The sequence below is a fragment of the Eubacterium sp. AB3007 genome (assembly GCF_000688015.1).
GTDB lineage: Bacteria > Bacillota > Clostridia > Peptostreptococcales > Anaerovoracaceae > Aminicella.
On sequence record NZ_JIAD01000001.1, the window covers coordinates 1397861 to 1423447 of the forward strand.

The 25587-nt window shown below is 55.9% G+C and carries 20 protein-coding genes and 1 pseudogene; 8 read left to right on the forward strand and 13 right to left on the reverse strand.

What is annotated here, in order from left to right; all coding sequences use genetic code 11:
• Window positions 1–43 precede the first annotated feature (43 nt).
• From P156_RS0106645 to P156_RS11900, 4 genes are all read left to right on the forward strand, one after another.
• Window positions 44–1732: a sigma-54-dependent Fis family transcriptional regulator gene (locus tag P156_RS0106645; RefSeq protein WP_034802336.1), complete on the forward strand. Its 1689-nt coding sequence runs from the start codon at window positions 44–46 to the stop codon at window positions 1730–1732.
• Between the two features lie 13 nt (window positions 1733–1745).
• On the forward strand, window positions 1746–2564 hold the full coding sequence (locus P156_RS11890) for a zinc dependent phospholipase C family protein (RefSeq protein WP_051600756.1): 819 nt from the start codon (window positions 1746–1748) through the stop codon (window positions 2562–2564).
• A 3-nt stretch (window positions 2565–2567) separates the two neighbouring features.
• Entirely contained in the window at window positions 2568–3554 is a 987-nt protein-coding gene (locus P156_RS12830) for a G5 and 3D domain-containing protein (RefSeq protein WP_051600758.1), read from the forward strand.
• A gap of 281 nt (window positions 3555–3835) precedes the next feature.
• Window positions 3836–4651, forward strand: a complete 816-nt coding sequence (locus tag P156_RS11900) for an MBL fold metallo-hydrolase (RefSeq protein WP_185752157.1) — start codon at window positions 3836–3838, stop codon at window positions 4649–4651.
• A gap of 47 nt (window positions 4652–4698) precedes the next feature.
• Here P156_RS11900 and P156_RS0106665 read toward each other — a convergent pair whose 3' ends face one another.
• Genes P156_RS0106665 through P156_RS0106675 form a run of 3 tightly spaced genes read right to left on the reverse strand, consistent with a single transcriptional unit; the run spans window position 4699 to window position 8194 of the window.
• Window positions 4699–7080: a clostripain-related cysteine peptidase gene (locus P156_RS0106665; RefSeq protein ID WP_027869452.1), complete on the reverse strand. Its 2382-nt coding sequence runs from the start codon at window positions 7078–7080 to the stop codon at window positions 4699–4701.
• A gap of 9 nt (window positions 7081–7089) precedes the next feature.
• Entirely contained in the window at window positions 7090–7635 is a 546-nt protein-coding gene (locus P156_RS0106670) for a DJ-1 family glyoxalase III (protein ID WP_027869453.1), read from the reverse strand.
• A 1-nt stretch (window position 7636) separates the two neighbouring features.
• Window positions 7637–8194 (reverse strand): HdeD family acid-resistance protein, encoded by a 558-nt coding sequence (locus P156_RS0106675; protein WP_027869454.1) that lies wholly within the window; start codon window positions 8192–8194, stop codon window positions 7637–7639.
• A gap of 1007 nt (window positions 8195–9201) precedes the next feature.
• Between P156_RS0106675 and P156_RS0106680 the strand changes: the two genes are divergently transcribed.
• From P156_RS0106680 to P156_RS0106690, 3 genes are all read left to right on the forward strand, one after another.
• Window positions 9202–9840, forward strand: a complete 639-nt coding sequence (locus P156_RS0106680; protein ID WP_027869455.1) for a uracil-DNA glycosylase family protein — start codon at window positions 9202–9204, stop codon at window positions 9838–9840.
• Window positions 9841–9903: 63 nt separating this feature from the next.
• A complete protein-coding gene (locus P156_RS0106685) occupies window positions 9904–11244 on the forward strand; it encodes an MATE family efflux transporter (protein ID WP_027869456.1) in 1341 nt (446 codons plus the stop codon).
• A gap of 68 nt (window positions 11245–11312) precedes the next feature.
• Window positions 11313–11987, forward strand: coding sequence for a hypothetical protein (locus tag P156_RS0106690; protein ID WP_027869457.1), 675 nt, complete (start codon window positions 11313–11315; stop codon window positions 11985–11987).
• A 68-nt stretch (window positions 11988–12055) separates the two neighbouring features.
• Here the strand turns inward: P156_RS0106690 and P156_RS0106695 are convergent, their stop codons facing one another.
• The 4 genes and pseudogenes from P156_RS0106695 to tnpA form a co-directional block, all read right to left on the reverse strand.
• On the reverse strand, window positions 12056–13219 hold the full coding sequence (locus tag P156_RS0106695) for a pyridoxal phosphate-dependent aminotransferase (RefSeq protein ID WP_027869458.1): 1164 nt from the start codon (window positions 13217–13219) through the stop codon (window positions 12056–12058).
• Window positions 13220–14233 (reverse strand): annotated as a pseudogene (locus P156_RS11905) (aminotransferase class I/II-fold pyridoxal phosphate-dependent enzyme); the annotation flags it as partial.
• 135 nt (window positions 14234–14368) lie between these two features.
• Complete coding sequence (locus P156_RS0106705; protein ID WP_027869459.1) at window positions 14369–15466, reverse strand: RNA-guided endonuclease TnpB family protein; 1098 nt, start codon at window positions 15464–15466, stop codon at window positions 14369–14371.
• Window positions 15463–15867, reverse strand: coding sequence for an IS200/IS605 family transposase (gene tnpA, locus P156_RS0106710; RefSeq protein ID WP_027869460.1), 405 nt, complete (start codon window positions 15865–15867; stop codon window positions 15463–15465). The genes P156_RS0106705 and tnpA overlap by 4 nt, the downstream gene beginning before the upstream one ends.
• A gap of 345 nt (window positions 15868–16212) precedes the next feature.
• Between tnpA and P156_RS0106715 the strand changes: the two genes are divergently transcribed.
• Complete coding sequence (locus tag P156_RS0106715) at window positions 16213–17070, forward strand: PucR family transcriptional regulator (RefSeq protein ID WP_034802340.1); 858 nt, start codon at window positions 16213–16215, stop codon at window positions 17068–17070.
• A 2-nt stretch (window positions 17071–17072) separates the two neighbouring features.
• On the opposite strand, the gene P156_RS0106720 is transcribed toward P156_RS0106715, so the two are convergent.
• The 6 genes from P156_RS0106720 to P156_RS12835 form a co-directional block, all read right to left on the reverse strand.
• On the reverse strand, window positions 17073–18482 hold the full coding sequence (locus P156_RS0106720; protein ID WP_081818487.1) for a helix-turn-helix domain-containing protein: 1410 nt from the start codon (window positions 18480–18482) through the stop codon (window positions 17073–17075).
• A gap of 139 nt (window positions 18483–18621) precedes the next feature.
• A complete protein-coding gene (locus tag P156_RS0106725; protein WP_027869463.1) occupies window positions 18622–18915 on the reverse strand; it encodes a hypothetical protein in 294 nt (97 codons plus the stop codon).
• Window positions 18899–19237 carry a PadR family transcriptional regulator gene (locus P156_RS0106730; RefSeq protein ID WP_027869464.1) on the reverse strand — a complete coding sequence of 113 codons (339 nt, stop codon included), beginning with the start codon at window positions 19235–19237 and terminating at the stop codon, window positions 18899–18901. Before P156_RS0106730 ends, P156_RS0106725 begins: the two co-directional genes overlap by 17 nt.
• 119 nt (window positions 19238–19356) lie before the next feature.
• Window positions 19357–21294, reverse strand: coding sequence for a lysine--tRNA ligase (lysS, locus tag P156_RS0106735; protein ID WP_051600764.1), 1938 nt, complete (start codon window positions 21292–21294; stop codon window positions 19357–19359).
• Window positions 21295–21304: 10 nt separating this feature from the next.
• Window positions 21305–21799: a transcription elongation factor GreA gene (greA, locus tag P156_RS0106740; RefSeq protein ID WP_027869466.1), complete on the reverse strand. Its 495-nt coding sequence runs from the start codon at window positions 21797–21799 to the stop codon at window positions 21305–21307.
• Window positions 21800–21815: 16 nt separating this feature from the next.
• A complete protein-coding gene (locus P156_RS12835; RefSeq protein ID WP_051600766.1) occupies window positions 21816–25370 on the reverse strand; it encodes a long-chain fatty acid--CoA ligase in 3555 nt (1184 codons plus the stop codon).
• Window positions 25371–25587 lie beyond the last annotated feature (217 nt).

A 25587-nucleotide genomic window follows, 5' to 3' on the forward strand; every position in this document is an offset into this window, starting at 1 on the left:
AATATCGCAGAATAGTGTATAATCATACGAAAGGAGAACACCCATGCATTTTGTACATGTGACAATAGAATTGGATCCGGAGGGGCGCATTGATTCGATCCGCTGGTACAGCGAAGATCTGCAGCGACAGTTTGCAGAGAGCTGGGACGGGTTTTTGGGGCAGCCGGCTTCCTCGATCTTCCCTCATCTTCCCGCAAGCGGACATACCGCCGTGGTGACCTGGAAGGAGAACAGCTTTCTGTGCGGGCGAATGCTTTGTGCGGAGAAGGAGGTCCTGCTGCTGAGGCAAGGCACCGATCGGGAGTACCTGCTGGAGCGCGCATTGGACCAGCTGCCGGAGGGGGTCCAGATCTACGACCGAAACGCCTACGCGGTGTATTTCAACGCGCGAAGCCGGCAGATCTCCGACATTCCCGAAGATCTGGACGTGGAGGGGATGCACCTGCTGGATATGTACCGGCTGGACGAAAACATCAGCACTACCCTTACCGCACTGCGCACTGGACAACCCGTCATCAACCGTGTGGACAGTTTCTCCACCCGCGACGGCACCAGGCTGGCTACCGCCAACACCGCCTTCCCCATCCGCAGGGACGGGGATGTGCTGGGCGCCGCTGTGTTCGAGCAGACCAGGGAGGTGGTCAGCGACTATCTGAAGCGGATGAACGATATCCACCGCGCGCTGGACGCCTACGAGGAGGACACACCTACCCTGCATTTTGCCGGCTATACCTTCCGAAATATCCTGGGAGAAGGGCCTGCGCTGCAGGAGGCGGTCTCCATCGCCAGGAAAGTGGCCGGGCAGGATTCCGACGTGCTCATCGTGGGTGAGACCGGCACCGGGAAGGAGCTTTTTGCTCAGGCGATCCACAACGCCAGCTCCCGGCACAAAGCCAGGTTCCTCCCGATCAACTGCGCGGCGATCCCGGAATCTCTCATGGAGGGGCTGCTGTTCGGCACCGCAAGAGGAAGCTTTACGGGGAGCGTGGACCGGACTGGCTACCTGGAGGAGGCCAGTGGCGGCACCCTGTTCCTGGACGAGTTGAACTCCATGAGTCTGACGATGCAGTCCAAGCTGCTCCGGGCCGTTCAGGAGCGGACCATCCGCCGGGTGGGAGGGACCCGGGACATCCGCATCGACGTACGGTTCATCTCCTCCTGCAACGAGGATCCCTTCACGGCGATCCGGGAAAACCGGCTGCGCCGGGATATCTTCTACCGGCTTTCCACAGTGATGATCAACCTCCCCTCTCTGCGGGAGCATCCCCAGGATACGGAGGCGCTTCTCCGGGCGCGGATCCGGAACAACAACCCGCACTTTGTCAACAAGGTGGAGCATGTGACGCCGGAAGTGCTCCAGTTCTTCCAAAGCTACGACTGGCCGGGCAATGTCAGGGAGCTGTTCCACGTGGTAGACTACGCCATGAACATCACCGATTCGGACACCATCGGCATGGATCATCTGCCAAAATATCTGCTGGAAGGCGAAGCGGTATCCGCGGCCCTCGGACTCGGCGCCGGCCAAGGCTTTGGGCCCGGCGCCGCACCAGCGCCCGCCGAGCCGGACTGGCACCGGGAGACGCTGCAGACGGTCATGGATCGATACGAGGAAGAGATCCTGCGCCGGGCGCTGGACCGGTACGGCGGCAACATCTCACAGACTGCCGCCGCCCTGGGCATCAAGCGCCAGAGCCTCCAGTACCGGATCCGAAAATACGGGATCATTCTATAGAAAGAGAGTTCTTATGCCTACGACCTATGCACACTATCGATTTGGCTGTGATGTATATAACCTTCTGGACCCAGCGCTGCAGCGGGCCGTGGACCGACATCGCCCCCTGTACGATCTGGGGGTCCACGGCCCGGACGTGCTGTTCTACTACCGGCCTCTGAAACACAATCACGTAAAAAACCTGGGCAGGGCCTGCCACCGCACCCGCGGGGATCTGTTTTTTGCACACTGTGCGGAGGTGGTGAATCGTCTCGATGACCGGGCAGCCACCTCGCCCGTGCTCCGGAAGGGAGATGCACCCAGGGCCTATATGTCCTATCTGCTGGGAGTGCTTTGTCATTATATGCTGGATCGGTCATGCCACCCGTATGTCTACTGCAAGCAGGAGGAAGGGGTGAGCCACAGCGCCATCGAGGCATCCTTCGACCGGCATCTGATGGTGCTGGACAGGCTGGATCCTCTGAAATACAGCCCCACACACCACCTGAAGCCTTCACATAAGGCGGCCCTGGTGATGCGGGATTTCTATCCGCTGCTGACGGAGAGGGAGATTTACGGCGCCCAGGTGTCCATGCTGTGGATCCTGCGGGCGCTGGCAGCCCCAAGGCCACTGCGCCCGGTGTTCATGGAACTGGCCACTCTAGGCCATGGCAGGGATCTCTTTATCACTACACGCCCCAACCACGACTGCGTAGACAGCGATCTTCGACTGAAGGAACTGTACGACAAAGCGCTCATCCTCGCGCCTGACATGCTCGCCCAGCTGCTGGCCCACCTGCAGGACGGCACCCCCTTCGGCCCGGAATTCAACCACACGTTTGGAAAGGACTGACTTATGGAAGAACGAAAACCAAAATTCAAGATGCGCCACCAGATCATCATTCTGGTGCTCCTGTGCCTTCTGCTGGCTGGACTCACCTACGCCATCACAGAACTCTACAAGTATTCTGTTAAGATCGAGTACCTGACCGTGGAGGGCACCAAAACCCAGCGCCACATCACCCGTGCTCCCGATGTGGGCACTTTTGTGGCGGAGCATCCTGAGGACTTTCGAAAGACGGACGTGGTGCTGACCTCCGGCGAAGAGCCCCTGGGAAGCGGCCACAAGATCAGTGTGGAGCGTCCAGTGGAGCGGGAAGCGGAGATCGCCGGCCAGAAGCAGACTCTGCTGCTCTACCCCGGCACGGTGAAGGAGAACCTGAGGCGCAATCAGGTCGCGGTCACCGAGGATGACATCATCAAGCCCGCCTTGGACAAAACAGTGGCTGCCGATACCCGGATCGTGGTGAAGAAGGTCACCTACAAGGTGAAGACGAAGGACGAGGTCATCCCCGCCAAAGACATCCTCACCCTGGATTCTTCCCTTCCCTCCGGCCAGCTCCAAAGCACCGACGGCCACGATGGCAAGGCGCAATACACCTATACCACCACCTATGTCAACGGCAAGAAGAAAAAGACCAAGAAGGAGCTCTCTAAGTGGCTGCGGAAGACGAAGGACAACAAGGTCCGCCTGGGCACCAGTGCCACCGGCGAGGACGGCGAGGTGACCTATGATCGTATCTTCACTGCCAACGCCACAGCCTACTACGCCGGCAAGAACGCCCATGGCGCCACCGGCCAGGCCTGCCACTACGGCACCTGCGCGGTGGATCCCAAGGTCATTCCCTATGGCACAAAGCTCTGGGTAGAGGGATACGGAACCGCCGTAGCCAACGATTGCGGTGGCGCAGTTAAGGGCAACATCATCGACCTCTACATGCACAGCACCAAGGAATGCTACAGTTGGGGACGCCGCAACGTCAAGACCTATGTGCTGAACTAGCCCGGCCGCATACCGTCCAGCCCCCCACAGATGCGCGCGCCTGTGCATCCGTGAATCCGCGCGCCTGTGCATCCGTGAATCCTCGCGCCTGTGCATCCGCGCATCTGCACATATAAGTACGTCATGCATGCAGGAAAAACCGTATGGAATAATCGCTAATATTTGCGATTATTCCCCTACGCATTCCAGGCATGCCTGTGAAAATTCTTGCAGACTCTGAAAACATTCGACCAATCTTTGGAAAGGAAAAACCGCGCACAATGGCGCGGTCCAAAAAAATCATGATAATCACGTTCATTCACCACAGTTCTTTTCTGGTGGAGACAGATAGCCTTTATCTGCTCTTCGACTACTTCCGCGGCACATTACCGGAACTGGATCCGGCCAAGCCGCTCTACGTGCTGACCAGCCACAGCCACAGTGACCATTACAGCCGGAAGATCTACAGCCTGGCTGACCGACGCGCGGCGACGGGCACGGCGGGGGACGCTGCGCTGGTCACCTTCCTGCTTGGGCACGACATCGACCCGCGGGATATCCCGCCAGCCAACTGCAAACAGACCCATATCCTGCAGCCGCACGAGACCTACCAGGACTCCCTTCTGAAGGTTGAGACCCTCCACTCTACCGATGAAGGCATCGCCTTCTGGTGTACGGCGGCGGATGGCGCTGCAAGACAGCAGATCTACCATGCCGGTGATCACAGCAACTGGATCTGGGAAGGGACAGCGCATAACATAGGCTTTGTGCATATGTACCACGAGGAGCTGGCGCGCATCGCCGGGCGCACCGCTGACGTGGCCATGCTTTCGATGGATCCCAGGCTGGACAAAGAATTCGCGGCTGACTGGTACTACAAAGAATTCCCGCTGCACCGGCGGGCGGACGGGTGGATGCAGCCACGGCCGGAGAAGGCCCGTGGGTGGGCGCTGACCATTCAGGAATACATGCAGTACGCAGACGCCCGGGTCATCTTCCCCATGCACCAGTGGGGACAGTTCGACCTCACCGATCGCTTCTGCGCACTGAAAGAAAACGCGGCCTATGCAGACCGGGTGGTCCATATAAAACGCGACGGAGAAAGCTGGGAAATATAGAAAACGGGCGGCGCACACAGTATGTGTTGCGCCGCCCGCTGGCGTTCTTAGTTGATCTCTGGCGTCCAGTATGTCTTGCCGTACATGTCGGTGAATTTGTACAAGATGTGGGCTTTGTTGTCGGGGAGAGACACGTTGCTCACCACGATCGCAGACGGGTCACTGACCTTCTGGGTCTTGCCCAGCTGGAACTCGTCCTTCTCCCTGCCATTTCTGTTGTAATATCTGGCGCGGAACTTCAGCTGATCCCCCTTGGCCAGACCGCGGATGGTCTTGGCCTGGGTCTGGGTCACGCTCTCGTCATAGTCCAGATCCACACCGATGATCTCCCCGTATTCAGAAGCCTCGGTGAACCGAATCAGCAGGTTGGCCGCCAGGCCGTTGTACCACACCGGCACCCGGCCGGTGACGATGTACTTGCCCTCGCCCTTCTCGACGGTGTCCATATGATAGTAAGGCACCGGCTGTCCGTCGATGGCCAGCCAGTCGATATCCGTATCCGGCAACAGATTGCCATCTTCGTCAAAATCATAAAGATTATCTGCTCCCATCTCGATGTATCCGCTTCCATCCTCTATGTACAGGGCTTTGTCCACCATGCTCACCGCAGACCATTGTTCCTCGGTGAGTTGGATCACCGACTTGCCGTCCCCGTTCTTCTGCCATTTCAGGTCCGCCGCTGTGATACGGTTCTCACCGATGTAGTCCGCTACTTCCTCCGCTGACATGGGGTCCTCCGTGAGGAAGCGAGTGTTGCTGCGGCCCAGACCTTCCAGCCCGTAGTTGGCATAGTTGCCCAACTGCCCCGAGAACAAAGTCTGCAGCAGCTGCGCCATATCCTGACCGCTGACGGCCTGTCCGCCGCCGCTCCCGCTGCCCCCGAACAAAGATGGCATCTGGTTGCCCCCTGCCACCTGTCCGCTGGCCTGCATCTGGGCAAATCGTTTGATGGCCTTGGCATAGTCCGTGTCCATGTCGATCTTCCGGTAGGTGTCCGTCATGGAATCCACGTTCCGGAGCTGACGGTACGGGAAGTAGATGGAGAGGCCATAGGCGTTGGTCATGTTGCCGCTGGTCCGGTTGTACTTGACAGACTGCAGCAGGCTTTTGGTCAGGACCTTGCCTTCCCCGCTTCCAATCAACGCCGCAAAATCCACCAGGTCGATCTGGTCGATGCCGGCGCTCTTTCCGAACTCTCGACATCCACTCCGGGCACTGGCCACATCCTGATATTCTCCGCTTTCGATGGCACGCACCGCCGCGCCGGAGAAGCCTTTCATGTCTGCCGGCAGCGTCTGGGAGAACTCCGCCAGATCCACCACAGACAGCGTGGTCGCCTGGCCACGGCACTGCTGGTTACATGCCTTGGTGAAATCGTCCGCAATGATCTTCCCCGCTTCCAGAGTGGGAAGCGAAGGATCCTTCGCCAGGGCGGACAGCCAGCCGGTGTAGTACCAGCCGATGCCCGGTTCCACCTCTTCACTGGCAATCATGTAATCGGCGTAGTCGCTGAGAGCCAGCGCCGTCTCATAGGTAGCCATCAGACAGGCATCGAATCCGATGAAATCGAATTTGGTCCCGGCGTCCTTCAGCGCCTGACGGATCTCGTTGATCTTCATGGAGTCGCCGTTGCCGTAGTTCTCGTCGTAACCGTAGCCCGCCACGGAGCCGCTTCCGTGATCCCAAAGGATCAGATCCTGGCGGTTTGCCGGGAAGTTCTTGGCACAAAACCGGATGAACTCAGTCAACGTCTGTGGATCCGTCATGGCACCCGTACCTGCGTTCTTCACCAGACACTGGAACTGGCCGTTCTTCACCTGATAGATCTGGTTGCAGCGGCTGCTGACCACATTGTTCTTCCACTTCCGGCAGCCGCCGGTATAGACCAGCACGTTCACGTTGTCGGAAGGCGTTGCCTTCAGCATCTCGTTGAGGTCGCTGGTGCCCATGGCCGCCCGGGACTCCAGGTCCGTGCCGCACATGAAGACCATGAGGGTGACCTTGTCCCTGCCATTCCCCTTGATGGTCGTGAATTTCTCCCTCGCCTGGCTGGACACCTGGGTGTTCAGCTTCCCGGAGTTGGACTCCTGATGCCATCCGCTGCTGACACCGTTGCCGCTACTGATCACATCCGTGTAGTCACCGCCGCCCCCCAGATCCCAGAGGTTGCCTCCGGAGAACAGGAACACGAGCACCAGCAATACAACGGTGCCAAGGCCCATGCCGCCGGCAGCCCTGGTGGGGAACCCTCCTCCGTGACCACTGCCGCCGTAGTTGCCACCCCCGAAGCTGCCGCCGCCGTGTCCGCCAGAGCTTCCGCCATGTCCGCCGTGGTGACCTCCGAATCCGCTGCCGGATCCTCCGCTTGGCCGGCTGACATGACCGGAGCCTGTGACTGTCTTCCTTCGTGCGCTGGGTCTGTTTTTCATGCCATCCTCCTATTTTTCAAACAACAAGCCTGCTGCCACTTCGTCGCGAACGCCTCTGCCCTTCAGGTGTTCCACCAGTGCCAGCGCAAAAGCCATGGCCTTGGCCGGCCCCTGACCGGTGATGATGTTCCCGTCCACCGTGACGGCTTCGCCCGTGGCAGTGCCTCCCACCAGTTTCTCTTCCATGCCCGGATAGATGGTGGCGCGGCGCCCTGCAATGACCCCGTGGGCCCCCAGCATCATGGGCGCCGCGCAGATCGCCGCGATATTCCGGTTCTCTCTTGCGAACCTCTGGATCTGTTCCTTCAGCCCTGTGTGGTTCTGCAGATACTCCGCTCCCGGGAGTCCACCGGGCATCACCAGCATCTCACAGTTCTCATGGTCCGCGTTCACGAACAGAATGTCTGCCTCTACCGTAATGCCGTGAGAACCACGGACGGCTTTGTTCCCGGTGATGGATACCGTCTGCACCTCGACCCCCGCACGCCGGAGCACGTCCACGGTGGTCAGCGCCTCCACTTCCTCAAAGCCCTCTGCCAGATATACGTAAACCATACTATTCCTCCATTTCCTTGTTGAACTTCTTCAGTTCTCTGCCCATCAGGATGTTCGCCACGATGTCCATGACACCACCGAACACTAACCCAACCCCCATGGCAATGAAGAACGCGTTCGCCATCTCAAAGGGGAAGAGCATGATCACCAGACCAAACACGGTCACCAGGGCAGCGATGATCAGGTTGACCTTGAAATCGCCGTACCCAAACCTCCTGAGGTTGACGGCATACTGGATCATCATCACTCCCCGGATGGTGATCATCAGCCCCAGAATGAAGGGGATCAACGAGATCACCAGCTCCTGCTGCAGCATGATGAACACCGCCAGCACGATGAGGATAATGCCGTATGCCAGCCCGTTATTGCCCTCTGCCACCCGGTGTTCTACCTTCGTCAGGATGTAACTGGCGATGCTGGCTCCACCTATGATGGCCAGCGTCACCGCCAGGATGATGCAGAACGACTTGCCGATGATGGTCGGCTGCGCGATGATGATCGCACCCAGCACAACATAAATCAGCGAAACGATGTATTTCGACCAACGAACCTGTTCCATGGGTTCCCTCCTTACACGTCCTATTTCCGATAGATTCTCTTGTGTTTTATTATACCACGGTTTCCCTCTGTTTAGAAGACAAAGCCTTGTTATGTGATGGCTTTGTGATGCTTTTGCGCAGAAACCTCCACAAACCGTTCATGGAATTCGCAAGAGACAATGCTCTGTCCATCACATATCTCCGCTATACTTAAACCATCGAAAGGAGATGATGCCATAGACGAACACCCAGGCGAATAGAATTACACTCACATAAACTATAGAAAACTTTCTTAACATAACAACTTTCTCATAACAACAACTTTCTCATAATACTATACAAAAACCCATAATAAGACAAATCAAAGAACTGAGGTTCCATGCGCAGTGCAAGCGTGAGGAGCCTCAGTTTTTCTTTCTGCCCTGTGTTAATAGTGGCGGGTGTTGCGCCCGGGCCTTTTGCCTGTGGGGATTGCCCTGAGGATATTGGCGCAGTGATCTTGCCGTGGATATTTGGCGCGATATGATGATGTAATATCCATTCATACGCCATTGGTCACACTGGGATTCCGTTACTTTGTGCATCCGACTCCATATGACGGAAATCGAGGGGGCCAAAAAGGGTAGTCACAGGAGATAATGAGGTCTATAGTGGGCGAATTGGCACAATTCCTCCCAAAAACCACGTTCAGTTTTCCAGAATTGTAAATACATCCTATTTGTTGCATTTCCACACGAGCCGTAAGACCAAAACCAGTCTTTTTTTTCCGTCAATACTATCTGCATAATCATCTGACGGAAAAAGGGAGCGCCGTGTGGGCACGGAATCGTGTGGACGGAATATCGAGAGGAGGCTGAACCAGCCAGTCGGTCGGATTGTACCCGATGTACCTGGTTTGACATCCCATTCCCGCAAGACTATAATACTGTTCGGAGAAACCGCGGCGGCGGGCGACACACACCATGCCCGCCGCCGCAACAGCATACACCGCGGTTGCCACCGCAACCGCCCCCAAAAGGAGGCCCCCATGCGCCAGCACCAGACCCACGGTTTCGGACCCGTCTTTAACGAGAACAGCAGGATCCTGATCCTGGGCAGCTTTCCGTCTGTGAAATCCCGGGAACAAAACTTCTACTACGGGCACCCCCAGAACCGGTTCTGGAAGGTCATCGCTGCCCTGACTGGCGAGCCGGTGCCGGTCGCAGTCAACGGCCCGCGTGGAAGTGCCGGCGAAGCGATACCGACCAACGCCGGGACCCCAGTCGGCTCGCCGACATCCGGCAACGCGGCATCCGGCAACGCGGCAACCGGCGGCGCGGCGACCGAGCCTCCCGGGGAAGACCCACTGGTCGCCGCCCGCCGCGCGCTGGTGCTCCGCCACGGCATTGCCCTATGGGACAGCATCGAAAGCTGTGAGATCGAGGGCTCCAGCGATGCCAGCATCCGCGGCATCGTCCCGGTGGACATCGCCCGGATCACGGAACACTGTGCCATTCAGGTGATCGTCGCCAACGGTGCTGCCGCACAGAAATATTACGACCGCTATCTGCGCCCCGTCACAGGGATGGAGGCGATTCGCCTGCCCTCCACCAGCCCGGCCAACGCCGCCTGGTCACTGGAACGGCTGATCGACGCCTGGCAGGAGGCGCTGGGCGACTATCTCTGATCGCTGCCCGGTGGCGGGCGTTGGGCGATGGGGCGGCGAAGGCTTTGTGCGAAAGGAACTGACATGGAAAAAGAAGACAAGCGAATCATCACCATGCGTGACGAAGTCCCCCACAAGGCGGTCCTGAAGATGGGCCTGCCGCTGGTAGCGGGCATGTTCATCATGGTGCTTTACAATTTGGTAGATACCTTCTATATCGGCATGCTGCCGGGGGATTACCAGATGGCTGCCGTCAATCTGGGCTACCCGGTGATGATGATCATGATTGCCTTTGGCAACATGGTGGGCACCGGCGCCTCCTCCCTCATCGCCCGCAGCCTGGGCGCGGGTAACACAGACAAAGCCGAGCACACCCTGCTGGCCGGCTACCAGGTCACCCTGGTCCTCAGCCTTCTCATTGCCGCCACAGGACTGGGGCTGCTGGATTCCATCGTCCGCATGCTGGGGGCCGCCGCCGAAACGACAGCCTACACCAAGGCTTACGTACAGGCACTGTTTCTGGGAGATTTCTTCCTGATCGGCAACTACTCCTTCGGCCAGCTCCTGCGCGCAGAAGGATCCGTGAAATACTCCGTCATCGGCATGGTACTGGGCACCGTGGCCAACGTGGTGCTGGACCCGCTTTTCATCTTTGGACTGCATATGGGTGTACGGGGCGCTGCCATCGCCACCGTGCTGGGAAACGCGCTGGGCGTCGCCCTCTTCCTTGTCTACTATGCCAGAAGAAAGACCCTCCTGACTTTCCATCGCTACCACCTGCGACCAGACCCTGCCATCATCGGTGAGATCTTCCGGGTGGGTCTGCCCGCCTCTCTGGAGACGCTGCTGACCAGCGCCACCTTCGTGGTACTGAACAATCTGGCGGTAGGCTACGGCGAACTGACAGTAGCCGCCATGGGCATCTCCCAAAAAATCATGTCTCTGGGCAGCTACGTTTATCAAGGGTTCGCTGCCGGCCTGCAGCCTCTGATGGGATACAACTACGGTGCTCGCAACTACCCCCGCATGCTCCGGCTGCTAAAGGCCAACATTCTGGTCATCGGGGGCATAGAGCTTTGTGTCATGGGGATCTTTGGGCTCGGCGCACCGCTGCTCATCGGGCTGTTCACCCAGAGTACGGAGGTCATCGCCATTGGAAGCAAGGTGCTCCGCATCAACATGTGGATCCTGCCCTTTGTGGGGGCGATCTCCAGCTGCCGCGCCACCTTCCAGTCCATAGGGAAGCCGCTGTACGCCCTGGGGATCACCATTTGCCGCCAGCTTGTGCTGTTCATTCCCCTGCTTCTGCTGTTCAACCGGTTGTGGGGGTTTCTCGGACTGCTTTGTGCACAGCCTGTCACGGAGTGCGTGATGATGCTGGCCGCGACCTGGCTTCTTCGCCGCTACATCCGGGCGCTCTATTGACAAAGCCTTCGTCCTGTGCGATACTTTGGCCAGAAGAAGTTATACGACAGTTACAGAGGAGGACGCCTATGGTAAACACAGGAAAGAGATTATTCTTCGTCACAGTACTGACCTTTGCTCTGCTGGTCACCATGTCGCTGCCGGCGTTCACACAGACCGCATCGGCTGCGTCCCGTCCAATGGACAAGAAATTGACTGTTTTCTATTACAAGACCGGAGACAAAGAAGCCAATCGCATCTGGCTGAACCCGGAGTTCAAATTCACCAAGAGCAAGTCCAGCAAAAAGAAGGTAGCTGTGATCAAACACGACAAGATGCAGGGCTATTATCTGCAGATCAAGAAACCTGGCAAAACCAAACTCACCCTCTACGCCAAGAAATGGAATGGAAAGAAATGGTCCAAGAAAGCCAAGAAATACAAGACAAAACTTACGGTGATCACCTACACCAACGGCTTTTCCAGTTTCAAGGTAGGAAGCACCCAATACGCAGGATTCTTCAACGCAAGCTCTGATTATTCTAATGATGCGCACAAGGGACTCCACGGTACGATCAACATCATCCCTTCCAAGGACTGGAAACTGATCTACATCGGTGGCTGGGACAGCAAGACCTCGAAAGAACTCAAACTGCATAACGGCAGCTCCGTGGACATCGACGAAGGTCAAATCTTTGCCATTATGAAGCACAAGAAGAGTGGTGTCGAATTAGAGTTTTTCAATATGGCGAACCTGGATGGTTAGGATAGATAGTCATCAGTGGGGATGTCCCAAAATACGGAATCATACCGTTTGGGACATCCCCTTTTTCGTTACTGCAATTCCGGCACAGCGGCGATCCGGTCGAAGGCCTCCCCCAGCCGTTCTACGCTGACGGTACATGCGATCCGCAGGAACCCTTCGCCGCAGTCTCCAAAGGCGTTGCCCGGCAGGGTCAGCACGTGGGCCTTCTCCAGGAGCAGAGCGCTGGCATCCTCGCTGGAAAGGCCGGCGGCCTTGCAATTGATGAACAGGTAGAATGATCCCTTGGGCGGGTACAGCACACTGAGCTTTGGGATCTGGTTGACCCGCTCCGCGGCATAGAACATCCTTTTCCGATACTCCTCTACCATGGGCGGCTGGATCTCCTTACGGTTCCGCAGGGCGAACAGTGCTGCCCGCTGGGACACTGACGGCGCGGTGAACACAACGTTCTCGTTGATCTGCTGGACCACCCGGATGATCTCTGCCGGTGCGATGATGTTGCCTACGCGCCAGCCTGTCATGGTGAAGTTCTTGGAGAAGGAGTTCAGGACGATGGTGCGCTTACGCATCCCCGGCAGGGACGCGAAGGGCACGAACTCCGTCTGATAGCTGAATGCCGTATAGATATCGTCGGCAATGACCAGCAGGTCGTACTTCTCCGCAATTGCCGCAATCTTCTCCATGGTCTCTGTGGTCAAACAGTTACCTGTTGGGTTGCTTGGGGAGTTGATGATAAGCGCCTTGGTGCGCTCGGTGATCAGCCCCTCCAGGCGCTCCACACTGATCTGGAAATCTTCTTCCTCATAGGTGGGAAGTTCCACCGGGATGCCTCGGGCCAACTCCACCTGCTGTGGATACGGTGTGAAAAACGGTGCCTGCAGGATCACCTCGTCGCCATCGTCCAGGATGGCTTCCAGCACCAGATACATTCCTTCGCAGGCGGAGGTGGACACAAAGATCTCCTCATCTGCGACCTCCATACCGAACTCTTCTCTATAGTAATCTGAGATGGCTGCCCGCAGCTCCGGATCTCCCCGGAAATCGGTGTACTTGGTGTGTCCCTCCCTGGCGTCCCGGAACGCCGCCTCGATGATCCGGCTGTCGGTGATCAGATCCGGATCTCCCAGGGACAGGTCGATCACATCGCTGAATTTCTTTGCCATCTCATCCGACTGGCCCATAGCAGTGGACTTGTCCTTCCAATACCGCTTGGCGATGTACTTATTCTTCATTTAAATCTCCTTCAGGAACTCTGCGAACAGGTCCAGACCGGTCTTCAACTCCTTGGAATCAAAGGCATAACCGATGCGTACGGCCCCTTCCATCTCAAAGCACTCGCCTGGGGTGAATAGCACGCCTTTCTCAGCAAGCAGCCTCTCACAAAGCTCTCTGGACCCCATTTCCTTACCGTAGTAAACCAATGCGGTGGTACCTGCTTCTGGTTTCTGGTAGTAGACTCCTGGAGTGGCATTCACCCAGTCGTCCAGGATCTGCCGATTGGTGAGCACGATCTTGCTGTTGCGGGCCAGCAGAGCGTCCTTGTTCTTCAGGGCCAGCGCAGCCAGACGATCATCGATCACCGGGCAGCTGATGGTGTCATAGTCCCGGCGCTCGTGGCAGCGGGCGATGAGCGATCCGTCCTTGCAAACGAACCACCCCAATCGAACGCCTGCCATGGCAAAGGTCTTGGACATGCTCCCGACGGAAATGCCCTTCTCGTAGATATCCACGATGGATGGCATATAGCTGCCGTCCTCGGTGATACCCCGGTATACCTCGTCGCAGAGAACGTAGGCATCCACGCTGCGGGCCACCTCGACGATGGCTTTCATTTGCTCCAGGGGCATCACGGAACCGGAGGGATTGTTAGGACTGTTGAGGGTGATCATTCTGGTATTATCATCTACCAGGCTCTTCAGCAGGTCGATGTCCGGCAGAAAGTGGTTCTCCAGATTCAGAGGCACGATGCGCACCTCTGCTCCCAGGGACTCGGGGATCGAGTAGTGCTGCTGATAGGTGGGCATGACGGAGATCATGTTGTCGCCCGGCTCGATCAGGGTATTGATCACGTGATAGTTGGCTCCGATGGCACCGTGCATAGGCACGATGTCCTCCGCCTTCACGTCCTGGTACAGGCTGGCGATGCCAGCCAGCAGCTCCGGCGAGCCTTTGATGTGGCTATAGCTGAGCCTCATGTCTGCCAGATTGTACCTGCACTTCGTCTCGTGATCATCCATCCAACGTTCAACTGTGACATGCTCCCACCACTTTCGCTATGCCTAGAAGTGGGGGCTTCTCGCTCAAGACAGATACTTCTGTCAGTATCAACGAGCTATCCCCGTGTGCCCCACGGTTCTGTTTTCTTCGTATTACTTTTGTATTTATGATGCCAAAACTCTTATCGCTTCCTCCCGGATATTGATCGCTGCATTGACATCACGATCCATAGTATTTCCGCAGCTGCATCGATAGACCCGGTCTCTCAGACGCAGGTCCTTCCGGATCCTCCCACAGCAGCTGCATCGCTTGCTCGACGGGAAGAAACGGTCTACCTTCACAAGGTTTCCCCCTCGGTCCTCCAACTTATACTCCAGCATGTCCCGGAACATCCCATATCCGTTGCCCATCACGCTCTTCCCAAAATGCATGCTCCGACTCATCGCTTTCATATTGATGTCTTCCACTCCGATCACATCATAGCGGTCCGCCAGATCTCTACTCAGCTTATGCAGATAGTCCTTCCTTTGGTTCCGCACTTTCTCATGACAGACTGCCACTTTCCGCTTTTGCCTGACGTAGTTGTGGCTCCCTTTCTCACAATGGCTGAGCTTCCGCTGCTCCCTCGCAAGCCGCTCCTCTGCCTTCCGATAGAATCCCGGATACGCTGCTCTGCTTCCGTCAGAGAACACCGCCAGTCCATCCATCGCATAATCGATCCCCAAACATCTCTTCTCTTCTATCGTTCCTTCCGCTTGGCTTTCACATTCCGGAACTTCAAACAGCAGCGATGCAAAGTATTTCCCACTCGCCTCTTTGCTTACCGTAACGGACTTCAGCTTCCATTCGCCCGGGATCTCCCGATGCACCTTGATTCTCACCATTCCGATCTTCGGCAGCCGGAGCTTCTTCCCCTCGACACGAATGTTCCCATTCACTACATTCGTCGTATAGCTGCGTTTGCTGTGATGCTTCGACTTGTATCTCGGATATCCGATCCCTCTTCGGTCTCTGTGATTTCGGAAGGCTGCTTCCAGATCTATCTGCACATTGCATAAAGCGAGAGAATCGACTTCTGACAGCCACGGATACTCTTTCTTGTACATCGCGGGCCGCGGTCTTACCGGCTCCCCCAGGACATCTCCCGTCATTCGGTCGGAGAGCATCCGGTTATACAGAAAACGGCAGCATCCGAAGGTCTTCTCCATCATTACTTCCTGGTTCCTGGTCGGTCGGATCCGACACTTTACCGCGCGATTCATCTCTTCTCCCCCTGACTCTCGATATACTGCCGAATCACTTCGATGGGGGCACCGCCTGCTGTCATCAGGCAGAAACTCTGGCTCCAGAACGCTTCCTTCCACAGTTTATTCCGAATCTCCGGAAACTCTTTCTTCAGCAGTCTGCTGCTTGCGCTTTTATACGCATTGATGAACTTGCTGATCTCTGTGGCGGGGATCGCCCGGAACATGACATGGACATGGTCCCGATCATGGTTCCATTCCTCCAACGTGATCCCGTAGCCCAATGCGATCCGTTCGAAGATCTCTCTTCCTCTCATCGATATATCATGATCGATGACTTTCCGCCGATATTTGGTGACCATGATCAAATGGTAATAAAGTGAATATACTGAATGCTGATTATGATCCAATTCTCTCATTGTCCCGCCTGTTCTCTTTCATTCGACTGAATTGATTTCTTTCCTACATTATAACACAATCGAGAGATGGGAACAAGTGTTCTTTTTTATTTTTGATGATTTTTCATTTTCTGCCGCTCAAGGCAATTCATCCCGCCACCTATAGAGGATGGGGGATTTCTTGCTGAGATTTTTGTTAAAGGTCTTGATATTCATTCCGTACCTCCCTGGAAATGGTGTTCCGTTTACTTAACTGAGTTCAGTATAGCACGGATCAACTCTACGTCGTTTGTAAGTTACACAATAATATACCGCATTTTTTGGTTTTTTCACAAAGCCGGAGTCGCCGGCCTTGCCTGCAAACAGGTGATATACAACGTGCTCCCAGAGGAGGTGCTCCGTTACGGCGAGGAGCACAGCTTTCCGATTTTCCTCATCGAGGAAGGCTCCTGGTTTGAGAATATTATCTTCGAGATCATGACCGCTGTGGAGCAGGATGACGCCAGATATCTGTCCGAAGACCTGCTCCGGAACATGGTCCACGGGACGGCCGCGGCGGGCGACATCGACACTGCCCGCCACGGGATCTCCCTGCTTTTGCGCCGGTCGGTGTCCGCTCTCTACCTGAAGAGCCCAGAGCTTGACATCGCCCGTATTTACCGTGCCTACTATATGAGCAAACACCTGAAGAAAAAGGCTCTGGTAATCAGGTATGATGGCGGACTGTTTCTGCTGATCACCTCGGACCAAAGCACCGAGGAAGCCCACCGGGTGGTTCTCCAGGAGGCGCTTGAGCAGCTCCGGATCCCGTCCGAAGCGTCACACACCCTCCTCAGCCAGGTCCACCCGGCTGGGAATCTGGATGTCGCCATCCGCCAGGCGTGGTACGGGCGGATGGCAGGCTTTGTGCGGGGGGAAGGACTCAGCCGCTACGAAGAACTGGGCGCCTACGCGGCGCTGATGCCCCTGGCCGGCACCACAGAATTACGGGAATACGCGGCACGCTGCCGGGAGCAGCTGGATGGCTACCAGGAAACCATCTCCGCATACGTAAAAGGCGGCGGCGACATCCTCACTGCCGCCGCCGCTCTGCACTGTCACGCCAACACCGTCCGCTACCGACTGGCCCGGATGAAGGAACTGCTGGGCTCCCCGGACCGGACCGACCACGAGCTGTTCCGGGATCTGGCTGTGGCGTACATGGTGTGGATGATGGAGGAGTAGACCTACATGGCCAGGAGCATCCGTACCCGCTCCTGAATGATCTCCTCGATGGCCTGCATCCTCCAAGAGGGCAGGTTGCACAGGTCGCTCTCCCGGAACCGGAAGCCGATGAGCCTGCGGAGCTGTGCCTTCTGCCTGGGGCCCATGACCATCCTGCAGAGATCCATGAACTGCCGGTCCCCCCCGTAGGGGTTGGTGCGGGTCTCCACATAATCCTCGATACCGTTTTCAAAATCGATCTTCTTAGCATAGCACAACAAGGATAGCCCATTGTCAAAGATCGGCGCCGGCCCGATGAACTTCCCGGTATGGTTGTCCCGCAACAGACCGAAATTCCCGTAATGTCGATCCTCGTTGATGATGACCGCATCGAACACCAGCATACTGGCCAGCTCCTGGTAGCAGTCCTCTCCAAGCTCCTTGTAGAAGTCGATCACCGCATCAATGCCCCCTGTACGGACGATTCGGCCGATGGGAATGTAGGCGGTATCGATGTCCGTGAAGAGCCTGCACTTGGAAGCCAGTATGCCGTGCCAGTTCTCCAGCTCGTAAGGTACCGCATGAAGCCCCATCCTCTCTGCGATCTGCGCCGCATAGTACTCACAGTAGGGCTCATTCCCCGCATTGGCAAAACCCTCGGTGCCGCTCTTGTAGAGCCAGATGCTCTCCTTCTCCTTGTAACGCCAGGCCTTCCGGAGCATGCCCCCGGTGGTCAGCTCCGGGGTAGTCTGGAAATTTCGATGGGCTTTTCCATATCCAGCATATGCGATCAACGATAGTGCCTTACTGAATTGATTCTCATAAAGGTTGTACTGGCCGAAACTGCCGTCAAACCCGACGGGAACCACCCAATAGCTATCATTCAGGGACAAACCAAAACACACATCGATGATCCCCTTCAGATCGTTGATCTCCAACCCCAACGCTACCAGAATCTTCCCAACAAATTCCCGGTTCGACGGGACCACCCGATTCCTCAGCCACTCGATGATCCCCTCCGGACTTACCTCCAGATCCAGGGGGAAAAGATCTCGTTTCTCCTCGTTGACCTCCAGCACGGAGATCTCCAGCTTATATTCCTCCCGCACCATCCGAAACCGCACCAGTTCCTCGTCGTAGAGACGGAGGCAGTAGATCTCCGAGTCCCCATACCCCGGATGGACATCCCGGAGCACCAGTTCCACCTCCCGGCCCATGGCGCTCGCCAGTGCCTCCACATAGTCCACCGTGATGTTCTGCCTGCCACTTTCCATCCTGGAGATATTGGGCACCTGGGTGCCCACCTGCTCCGCCAGATCCTTCTGACTCATCTGGCACATGAGACGCTGGGCATACAGCTGCCTGGCGGTACGATAGCGCAGGGAGTTCCTGTCGACTTCAGCCTTGCCTTTCTTCCGATCCTTCTCACTCATAACGCTTCTCCTTCCGGTTCTCCCCAGCACTTATCACATACGATAATCCCCTGCAACGAAATATTATCATATCCGATAACTAAAGTCAACCGCTTTTCCGGAGCACAAAGCCTGAAGCGCATGCCTCTTCACGCTTTGGTCAGGCTTCCCAGATGTCCTTTTCGTCTTTAGACATGGCGTATTTCCTGTGTTTTCGGAGCCACAGAACAAAGAAGATCATTCCAGAAATCATCAAGCCAACATCGACAGCGACGACGAACCAAAAGGGTACGCTCCGTTCCTGTATAGAATGCAGAGTCTGTACCAACAGGTAGAGCCCCAACAGAAACTGGGAGATCCCGGTCTGCTCCAGGAAATCAAAGTACGCCTGCTCGTTCAACCAATCTTCTTCCTTTTGGATATCCAGAAAGACCTTTTTAGCGGTCATCTTCATAGGGTACCTCCTTTATTTTCTCTGCGTTTTGCAGGAGTTCCTGCAGACGGAGAAGTTCTTTTTCAAAAAACTTCTTCCCTGTGTCTGTGATGATGTACTCTATCCGTCTGTCCTGCGGATGCTCGTCAAGCGCTCTGATCCACCCCTTCTTCTGTAAGGTGTCCAATGCTCCGTAGAGGGAACCTGCACCAAGCTTCACCCGTCCGTCTGTCATCTGCGCGATGTCCTTCATCAGGGCATAGCCGTGCGCCGGTCGATGCAGTCGCAATAGAATATATGTAACCGTTTCCGTAAGCGCTCCGCTATTTGCTGTTCTTCCCATGATCGTCTCCTCCTAGTACGGATTATGATATATCTTTATTTGTAATATACACAATCTGTACTATCTGTCAACAAAAAAACCACCGGCTGAGCCGGTGGTCCTGACTTGGTCTTTTACTCTTAATATAGTTTTGCGCCTGCCGGGATGTCTTTGTCCAGCATGATGAAGTCAAGTTCTTCCTTGCCCTCGTAGTCGTAGAGCATGGAGCAGAGCATGCCGTTGGACTCGACGCCCATCATCTTCCGCGGCGGCAGGTTGGTGATCGCCAGGGCGGTCTTTCCTACCAGCTCCTCTGGCTCATACCAGGGGTGGATGCCGCTGAGGATGATGCGGTCGGTGCCGGAGCCGTCGTTGCAGACGAACTTCAGCAGCTTGTCGCTCTTGGGAACTGCCTCACAGGCCTTGATCTTCACGGCGCGGAAGTCGGACTTGCTGAAGGTCTCGAAGTCCACCACTTCCTCGAACAGAGGCTCTACCTTCACCTTGGACAGGTCGATCTCCTTCTTCTCGTGGATAATCTTGCCTTCTGGTTTCATGGTCGGGAACAGGATGATGTCGCGGATGCTCTGGGAGTTGGTGATCAGCATGATCACTCTGTCCACACCTACGCCCAGTCCGCCTGTCGGAGGCAGACCCACCTCGATGGCATTGACAAAGTCCAGATCCATCGGGTGGGCTTCATCATCGATGCCGGCGTTCAGCTCTGCCTGCTGCTCGGCGAAACGCTCGTACTGGTCGATGGGGTCATTCAGCTCGGAGAAGGCATTGGCGATCTCCCAACCGTTGATGTATGCCTCAAAACGTCTGGTGATGCGAGGATCCTTAGGATCTCTCTTGGCCAGCGGGGAAACCTCCACCGGATGCCCTACCACGAACACAGGCCCATCCAGGTAGCCCGGAACGTCCTCGCAGTATTCCTCAAAGAACTCCGCGATCAGCTTGCCACGGTTACCCAGAGCCTTTGCTTCTTCCTCATCCATACCGTACTCGATGGCGGCGGCGACAGCATCCTCGTCGTTATCGATCTTGTTGAAGTCCACGCCGGTGATCTCCTTGACGGCATCGGTCATGTTCAGGCGTCTCCAGGGCGGAGTCACGTCGAATTCCTTGCCCTGGTAGTTCAGGATCGGAGTCCCGTTGACTGCCATCTGTGCTTTGTAGACCAGCTGCTCGGTGACATCCATGGTACTCTCCATGTTGCCGTAGGCCATGTAGCACTCCATGGAGGTGAACTCAGGATTGTGGTTCCGGTCCATGCCTTCGTTACGGAACATCTTGCCCATCTCGTAGACTCTGTCCAGACCGCCGACGATCAGTCTCTTCAGGTAGAGCTCGTTGGCGATTCTCATATGAAGGGTCATGTTCAGGGTGTTGTGGTGGGTGGAGAACGGTCTGGCGTTGGCACCACCTGCGATCGGAGTCAGGATCGGGGTGTCCACTTCCATGTATCCATAATCCTCCTCCAGGACCCTCTTCATCTCGTGGATAATCTTGGTTCTCTTCATGAAGGTCTCACGAACATCCTGGTTCATGATCAGATCCACGTAGCGCTGTCTATAGCGGATATCCTGGTCCTTCAGGCCGTTCCACTTGTCTGGCAGCACCTGCAGAGACTTGGACAGAAGCACCAGTTTCTGCACGTGGATGGAGATCTCATCGGTCTTGGTCTTGAATACCAGACCCTCGATGCCTACGATATCACCGATGTCGTAGGTCTTGAACCACTTGTATTCCTCAGCGCCGATGTCGTCTCTCTTGATGTAGCACTGGATGCGGCCCTGCTTATCCTGAATGTCAAAGAAGGCAGCCTTACCCATGACGCGCTTGCTCATGATTCGACCGGCACAGGAGACCTCCTGGTCTTCGAGCGCCTCAAAATTATCCTTGATGTCCTGACTGTGCGCCGTCACGTCCCAGGTCTCATTCAGGTACGGATTGCGTCCTGCTTCCTGCAGATCCTTCAGTTTCTGCCTTCTGATCTTCCTCTGTTCGCTAAGATCCTGCTCGTACATGCCCTCCTCAGCGGGCGCTTGGTTCAGTCTGTCGTCTGTACTCATTCTTCTCTCCTTATTTCTTTTCTACGTACTTGGAAATGCCGGTGACTTTATAATGCAGCTTGCCGTCAGGAATAGGGATCTCGACGACCTCGCCCTTCTTCTTATCGATGAGTCCACGTCCGATGGGGGCGTCGTTGGCCACTTTCGGAGGATTGGCAAAAGGATCACTGGTGGAACCGACGATGACGAACTGCAGCTTCTCTCCGGATTCCATATCCTCCACCTCTACCAGATGACCTACATTGACCCGGTCATTGCGGATCTCACTTTCCTTGACCACCTTGGCTCGACGCAGCTGATCCTCCAGTTTCAGGATCTCAGCCTCCAGTTCTGCCTGCTCGTTTTTCGCTGCATCGTACTCTGCGTTCTCAGACAGGTCTCCAAAGGATCTGGCTTCCTTCAGTTTCTCAGAGACCCGTTTCTGTCCGGCTCCCTTCATTTCGTTGAGTTCCGCTTCTTTTCGGTCGTACTCCTCTTGCGTCATCAGAATAACTTCTTCGTTCATGGTCGATAATCCCTCCTTATTCTCTGTTCGCATCCACGAATCTCTTGATCTTATGTCCAGTCGTCTTTTCAAAATCCTCATCTCGGACGATTACGTGCTTGATTTTCTTGAAGAGCGGCAGGTCCTCGTTGATCTCATCTACCGCCGCCTGCACAAGCGCCTCTGCCTCTTCCTTCTTGAAGCTCTCTCCCAGCGCCTCCTGGAGCTCCTCGGCGTCCAGCGTCACCGTAGCATTGATGGTCGTCTCATTGGATCCATCCTTGTCACCGCCCCAGACCATGCTCTCTGCGATGTACGGCACCTGGGCCAGGTAGTTCTCCAACTCCTCCGGGAACACGTTCTTCCCGTTAGCAGTGATGATGACGTTTTTCTTTCGGCCGGTGATATAGATGAATTTCTCCTCATCCACGTACCCAAGGTCACCGGTGTAGAACCAGCCGTCCCGGAGCACCTTGGCGGTCTCTTCCGGCTGGTTATAGTAACCAAGCATCACGTTGCGTCCCTTCAGGCAGATCTCTCCGATCCCCTGCTCGTCCTTGTCCACTACCTTCACATCCATGCCCGGCAGCAGGTGTCCCACCGATGCGTTGCGCATGTACTTGTGGCGATCCGGGTTCAGCGCTGCCATGGGGCTGCACTCCGTCAACCCGTATCCCTGCACGGACACAAAGCCTACCTGGTTGAAGAACTCCAGGATCTCCGGATCGATGGCCGCACCACCGGAAATGATAACGCGCATCCTGCCACCGAAAGTGTCGTGGATCTCCTTGACGAAGGGCTTCAGGATATTCAGACCGACCTTGCCGGTAAGCCGGTTCATGGCCAATAGCCTCCGGAAAGTGTCTTCTTTGCCTTTCTTTCGGATTTCCTTCCAGATACGCTTGTAGAGTGCCTCGATAATCAGAGGCACCGCCAGCAACATGGTCGGATGCAGCTCCTGCATGTCGCTCTGAATGTACTTCAGGCCCTGGCAGTATCCGATGGATGCGCCCTTGTAGAGCGGCATCAGAAAGTCGCAGGTGCACTCGTAGGTGTGATGGATCGGGAGCACGGAGAAGAACATATCCTCCGGCCCCACATCCAGGATCGTCGGCGCGGACATCAGGTCGTCGCAAAGGTTGGTGTGGGACAGCATGACGCCCTTGGAGACACCGGTGGTCCCCGATGTATAAAGGATCACGGTCATCTCGTCCGGATCGATCTCCGCATCCAGGAACTGGCGATCTCCCTTGGCCAGCTGGGCGTTTCCGTCCTTAATGAGGTCTGCCCAGGCCAGGACACCCTCCTCCTGATCAGCCTCTGTGAAGCAGATCAGGGTCTCCAGGGAGGTGGCTTTGTCCTTCCGCATGCGGAGGAACATGTCCTTGTATTTCTTCTCGAATACCACCGCTGAGACCTCAGCATCGATCACCAGTTGTTTCAGCTCGCTTTCGGAAAGTTCCTTGTCCAGAGGAACCACGACGCCGGTACCGCAGATGGTGGCCAGATAACTGGTGCCCCACTCATAGCAGTTCTTGCCGATGACAGCGATCCGCTTGCGGCGCAGGCCCAGATTGTGGAAGGCTGTGCCCAGCGCATTGATGTCGCTATACATCTCGTTGTAGGTGATCTCCCGGAAGGCCTCCTTCCGGTCGAATTTCTGGTAGACTGCCGGCCGCTTACCGTAGAGATCCACGCTTGTGGACAGCATGTGCCGGATATCCATGATGGCACGGCTTTTCTTGTGGACCACATATGGATCGGTGCTTGTGAGCAGTTCCTGTTCTCTTTCCTTGGCCCGGTGCATGGCCTTGCGCACGATCTCGCTGTTGCGGACCCTGCCTTCGCCCTGCTTCTGTCCGGTCACGGTGGTCATCTTGTTTCCAAAGCGCTTGATCTTACCGGTGGTGGTCTTCTCAAACTCCTTCTCCCGGATGTTGATGCGCTTGATCCGCTTGTACTGCGGCAGCTTATTGTTGATGTGATCGATAAGTTCCTTGAAGAAATAGTAGACTTCGCTGGAATTCATCTCACCTTTTGCTTTCTTGAGGGCTTTGTAGTCGGGATAGATATCCGCGGTGATCATCACATTGCCGGCACGTTCGTCATCCACGCCGTAGACCAGTGTCTCCGCGATGTATGGTTCTTCCAGCAGTACAGTTTCCACCTCTTCCGGGAAGATGTTCTTCCCGCCCTTGGTGACGATCACGGTCTTCTTGCGGCCGGTGAGATAGATGAATCCGTCCTTGTCCATGTATCCCAGGTCACCGGTGTGGAGCCATTCCCCATGGATCGCCTCCCGGGTGGCTTCTTCGTTCTCGTAGTAGCCCATCATGACCGAAGGCCCTCTGGCGATGACCTCGCCAATGCCGTCCTCGTCCTGGTCGATGATTCGGACATCGGTACCCGGCATAGCCCTGCCCACGGATGCTGCCTTGCTATAGCGATCCTGGTTCACGGCCACGATCGGGGAACACTCCGTCATGCCGTATCCCTGGATCATGTTGAATCCCATGGCCTCAAAGTCTTCGATGACTTTCGGGTCGATGGCAGCACCGCCCGCCACAAACTTCTCCATATGGCCGCCGAAGGAATTGTGGACAGCCTTGAACATGCGTTTCATGAGGGCACGGTTGTTGTACAGCCCCATTCGCCGGGAAAGGTCGATGGCTCTGCGCAGCTTCTCTTCCTCGCCACGGCTGGCTGCCTGCTTGAACATGCCCTTGTGCATCTTCTCAAATACCAGAGGTACGCCCAGCATAACGTTGGCCTTAGTCTCGGCCATGTTCTTCTGAATGTATTTCAGGCCCTCACAGATGGCGATGGTCTGTCCCTGATAAAAGGTGGTCCAGATGGAACACACCATCTCGTAGGCGTGATGTACCGGCAGAATCGACAGTACGATGCCTGGGTCAGGGATGCGGAACATCTTGGACATGTTCATGACATTGGCCGCGATGTTTCTGTGGGAGAGCATGACCCCCTTGGACAGACCGGTGGTCCCGGAGGTAAACAGCAGTACCGCCAGCTGCTCCGGATCGATGTCCACACTGGTGTAGCGGTCATCCCCCTCTGCCAACAGTTCCTTTCCGGCATCGATGAGCTTCTGCATGGAGTATACCTGACTATCGTCTTCCTCTGCTTCCATGGAGATGAAAAACTCGATGTCATAGGGATTCCTAAACAGCGGCTCGATGCGCTTGCGGCTCTTGTTGGCATATACGATGGCGCTGGCGCCTGAACGCTCAATAAGCCCCAGGAGCTCCTCCTGTGGCAGATTCTTGTCGAGAGGGACGATCACGCCCACACCCGCCACCACCGTAAAGTAGGTCAGGATCCAGCGGTAACTGGTGTCGCCGATAACAGCGATCTTCTTCCCGGCCAGTCCCATATCTACAAGCTTGGTCCCGAAAGCGTCCAGATCCTCCTTCACCTTGCGGTATGTGATCGGAAGAAACTTCTTCGCCTTGCGGTCCTTCTCCAAATACGCTGCCTTCTCCGGTACGCGGCTGGTACTCTTCTCGATGATTTCCTTCAGGTCCTCGACTGGGTCGACACCATATAGAAAACCGTCATATTTCTTGTTATTCATAGTTCCTCGCTTCTTTAGAGTATATTCGGATATATTGTAGCATTATTCAGCAGGGAATTCAACCGGAAATCAGCGACCGGACAGGGATCGGAGCAAGATCCGGAAAATGCGTGTAGTGGCCAAAACATAAAAATAAGGAAGCCTGCCCATATCACCCGCGATTCTGGAGGGCATGAGATCCGGAGATATCCGACAAAGCTTCACTGCCACTGTCAAC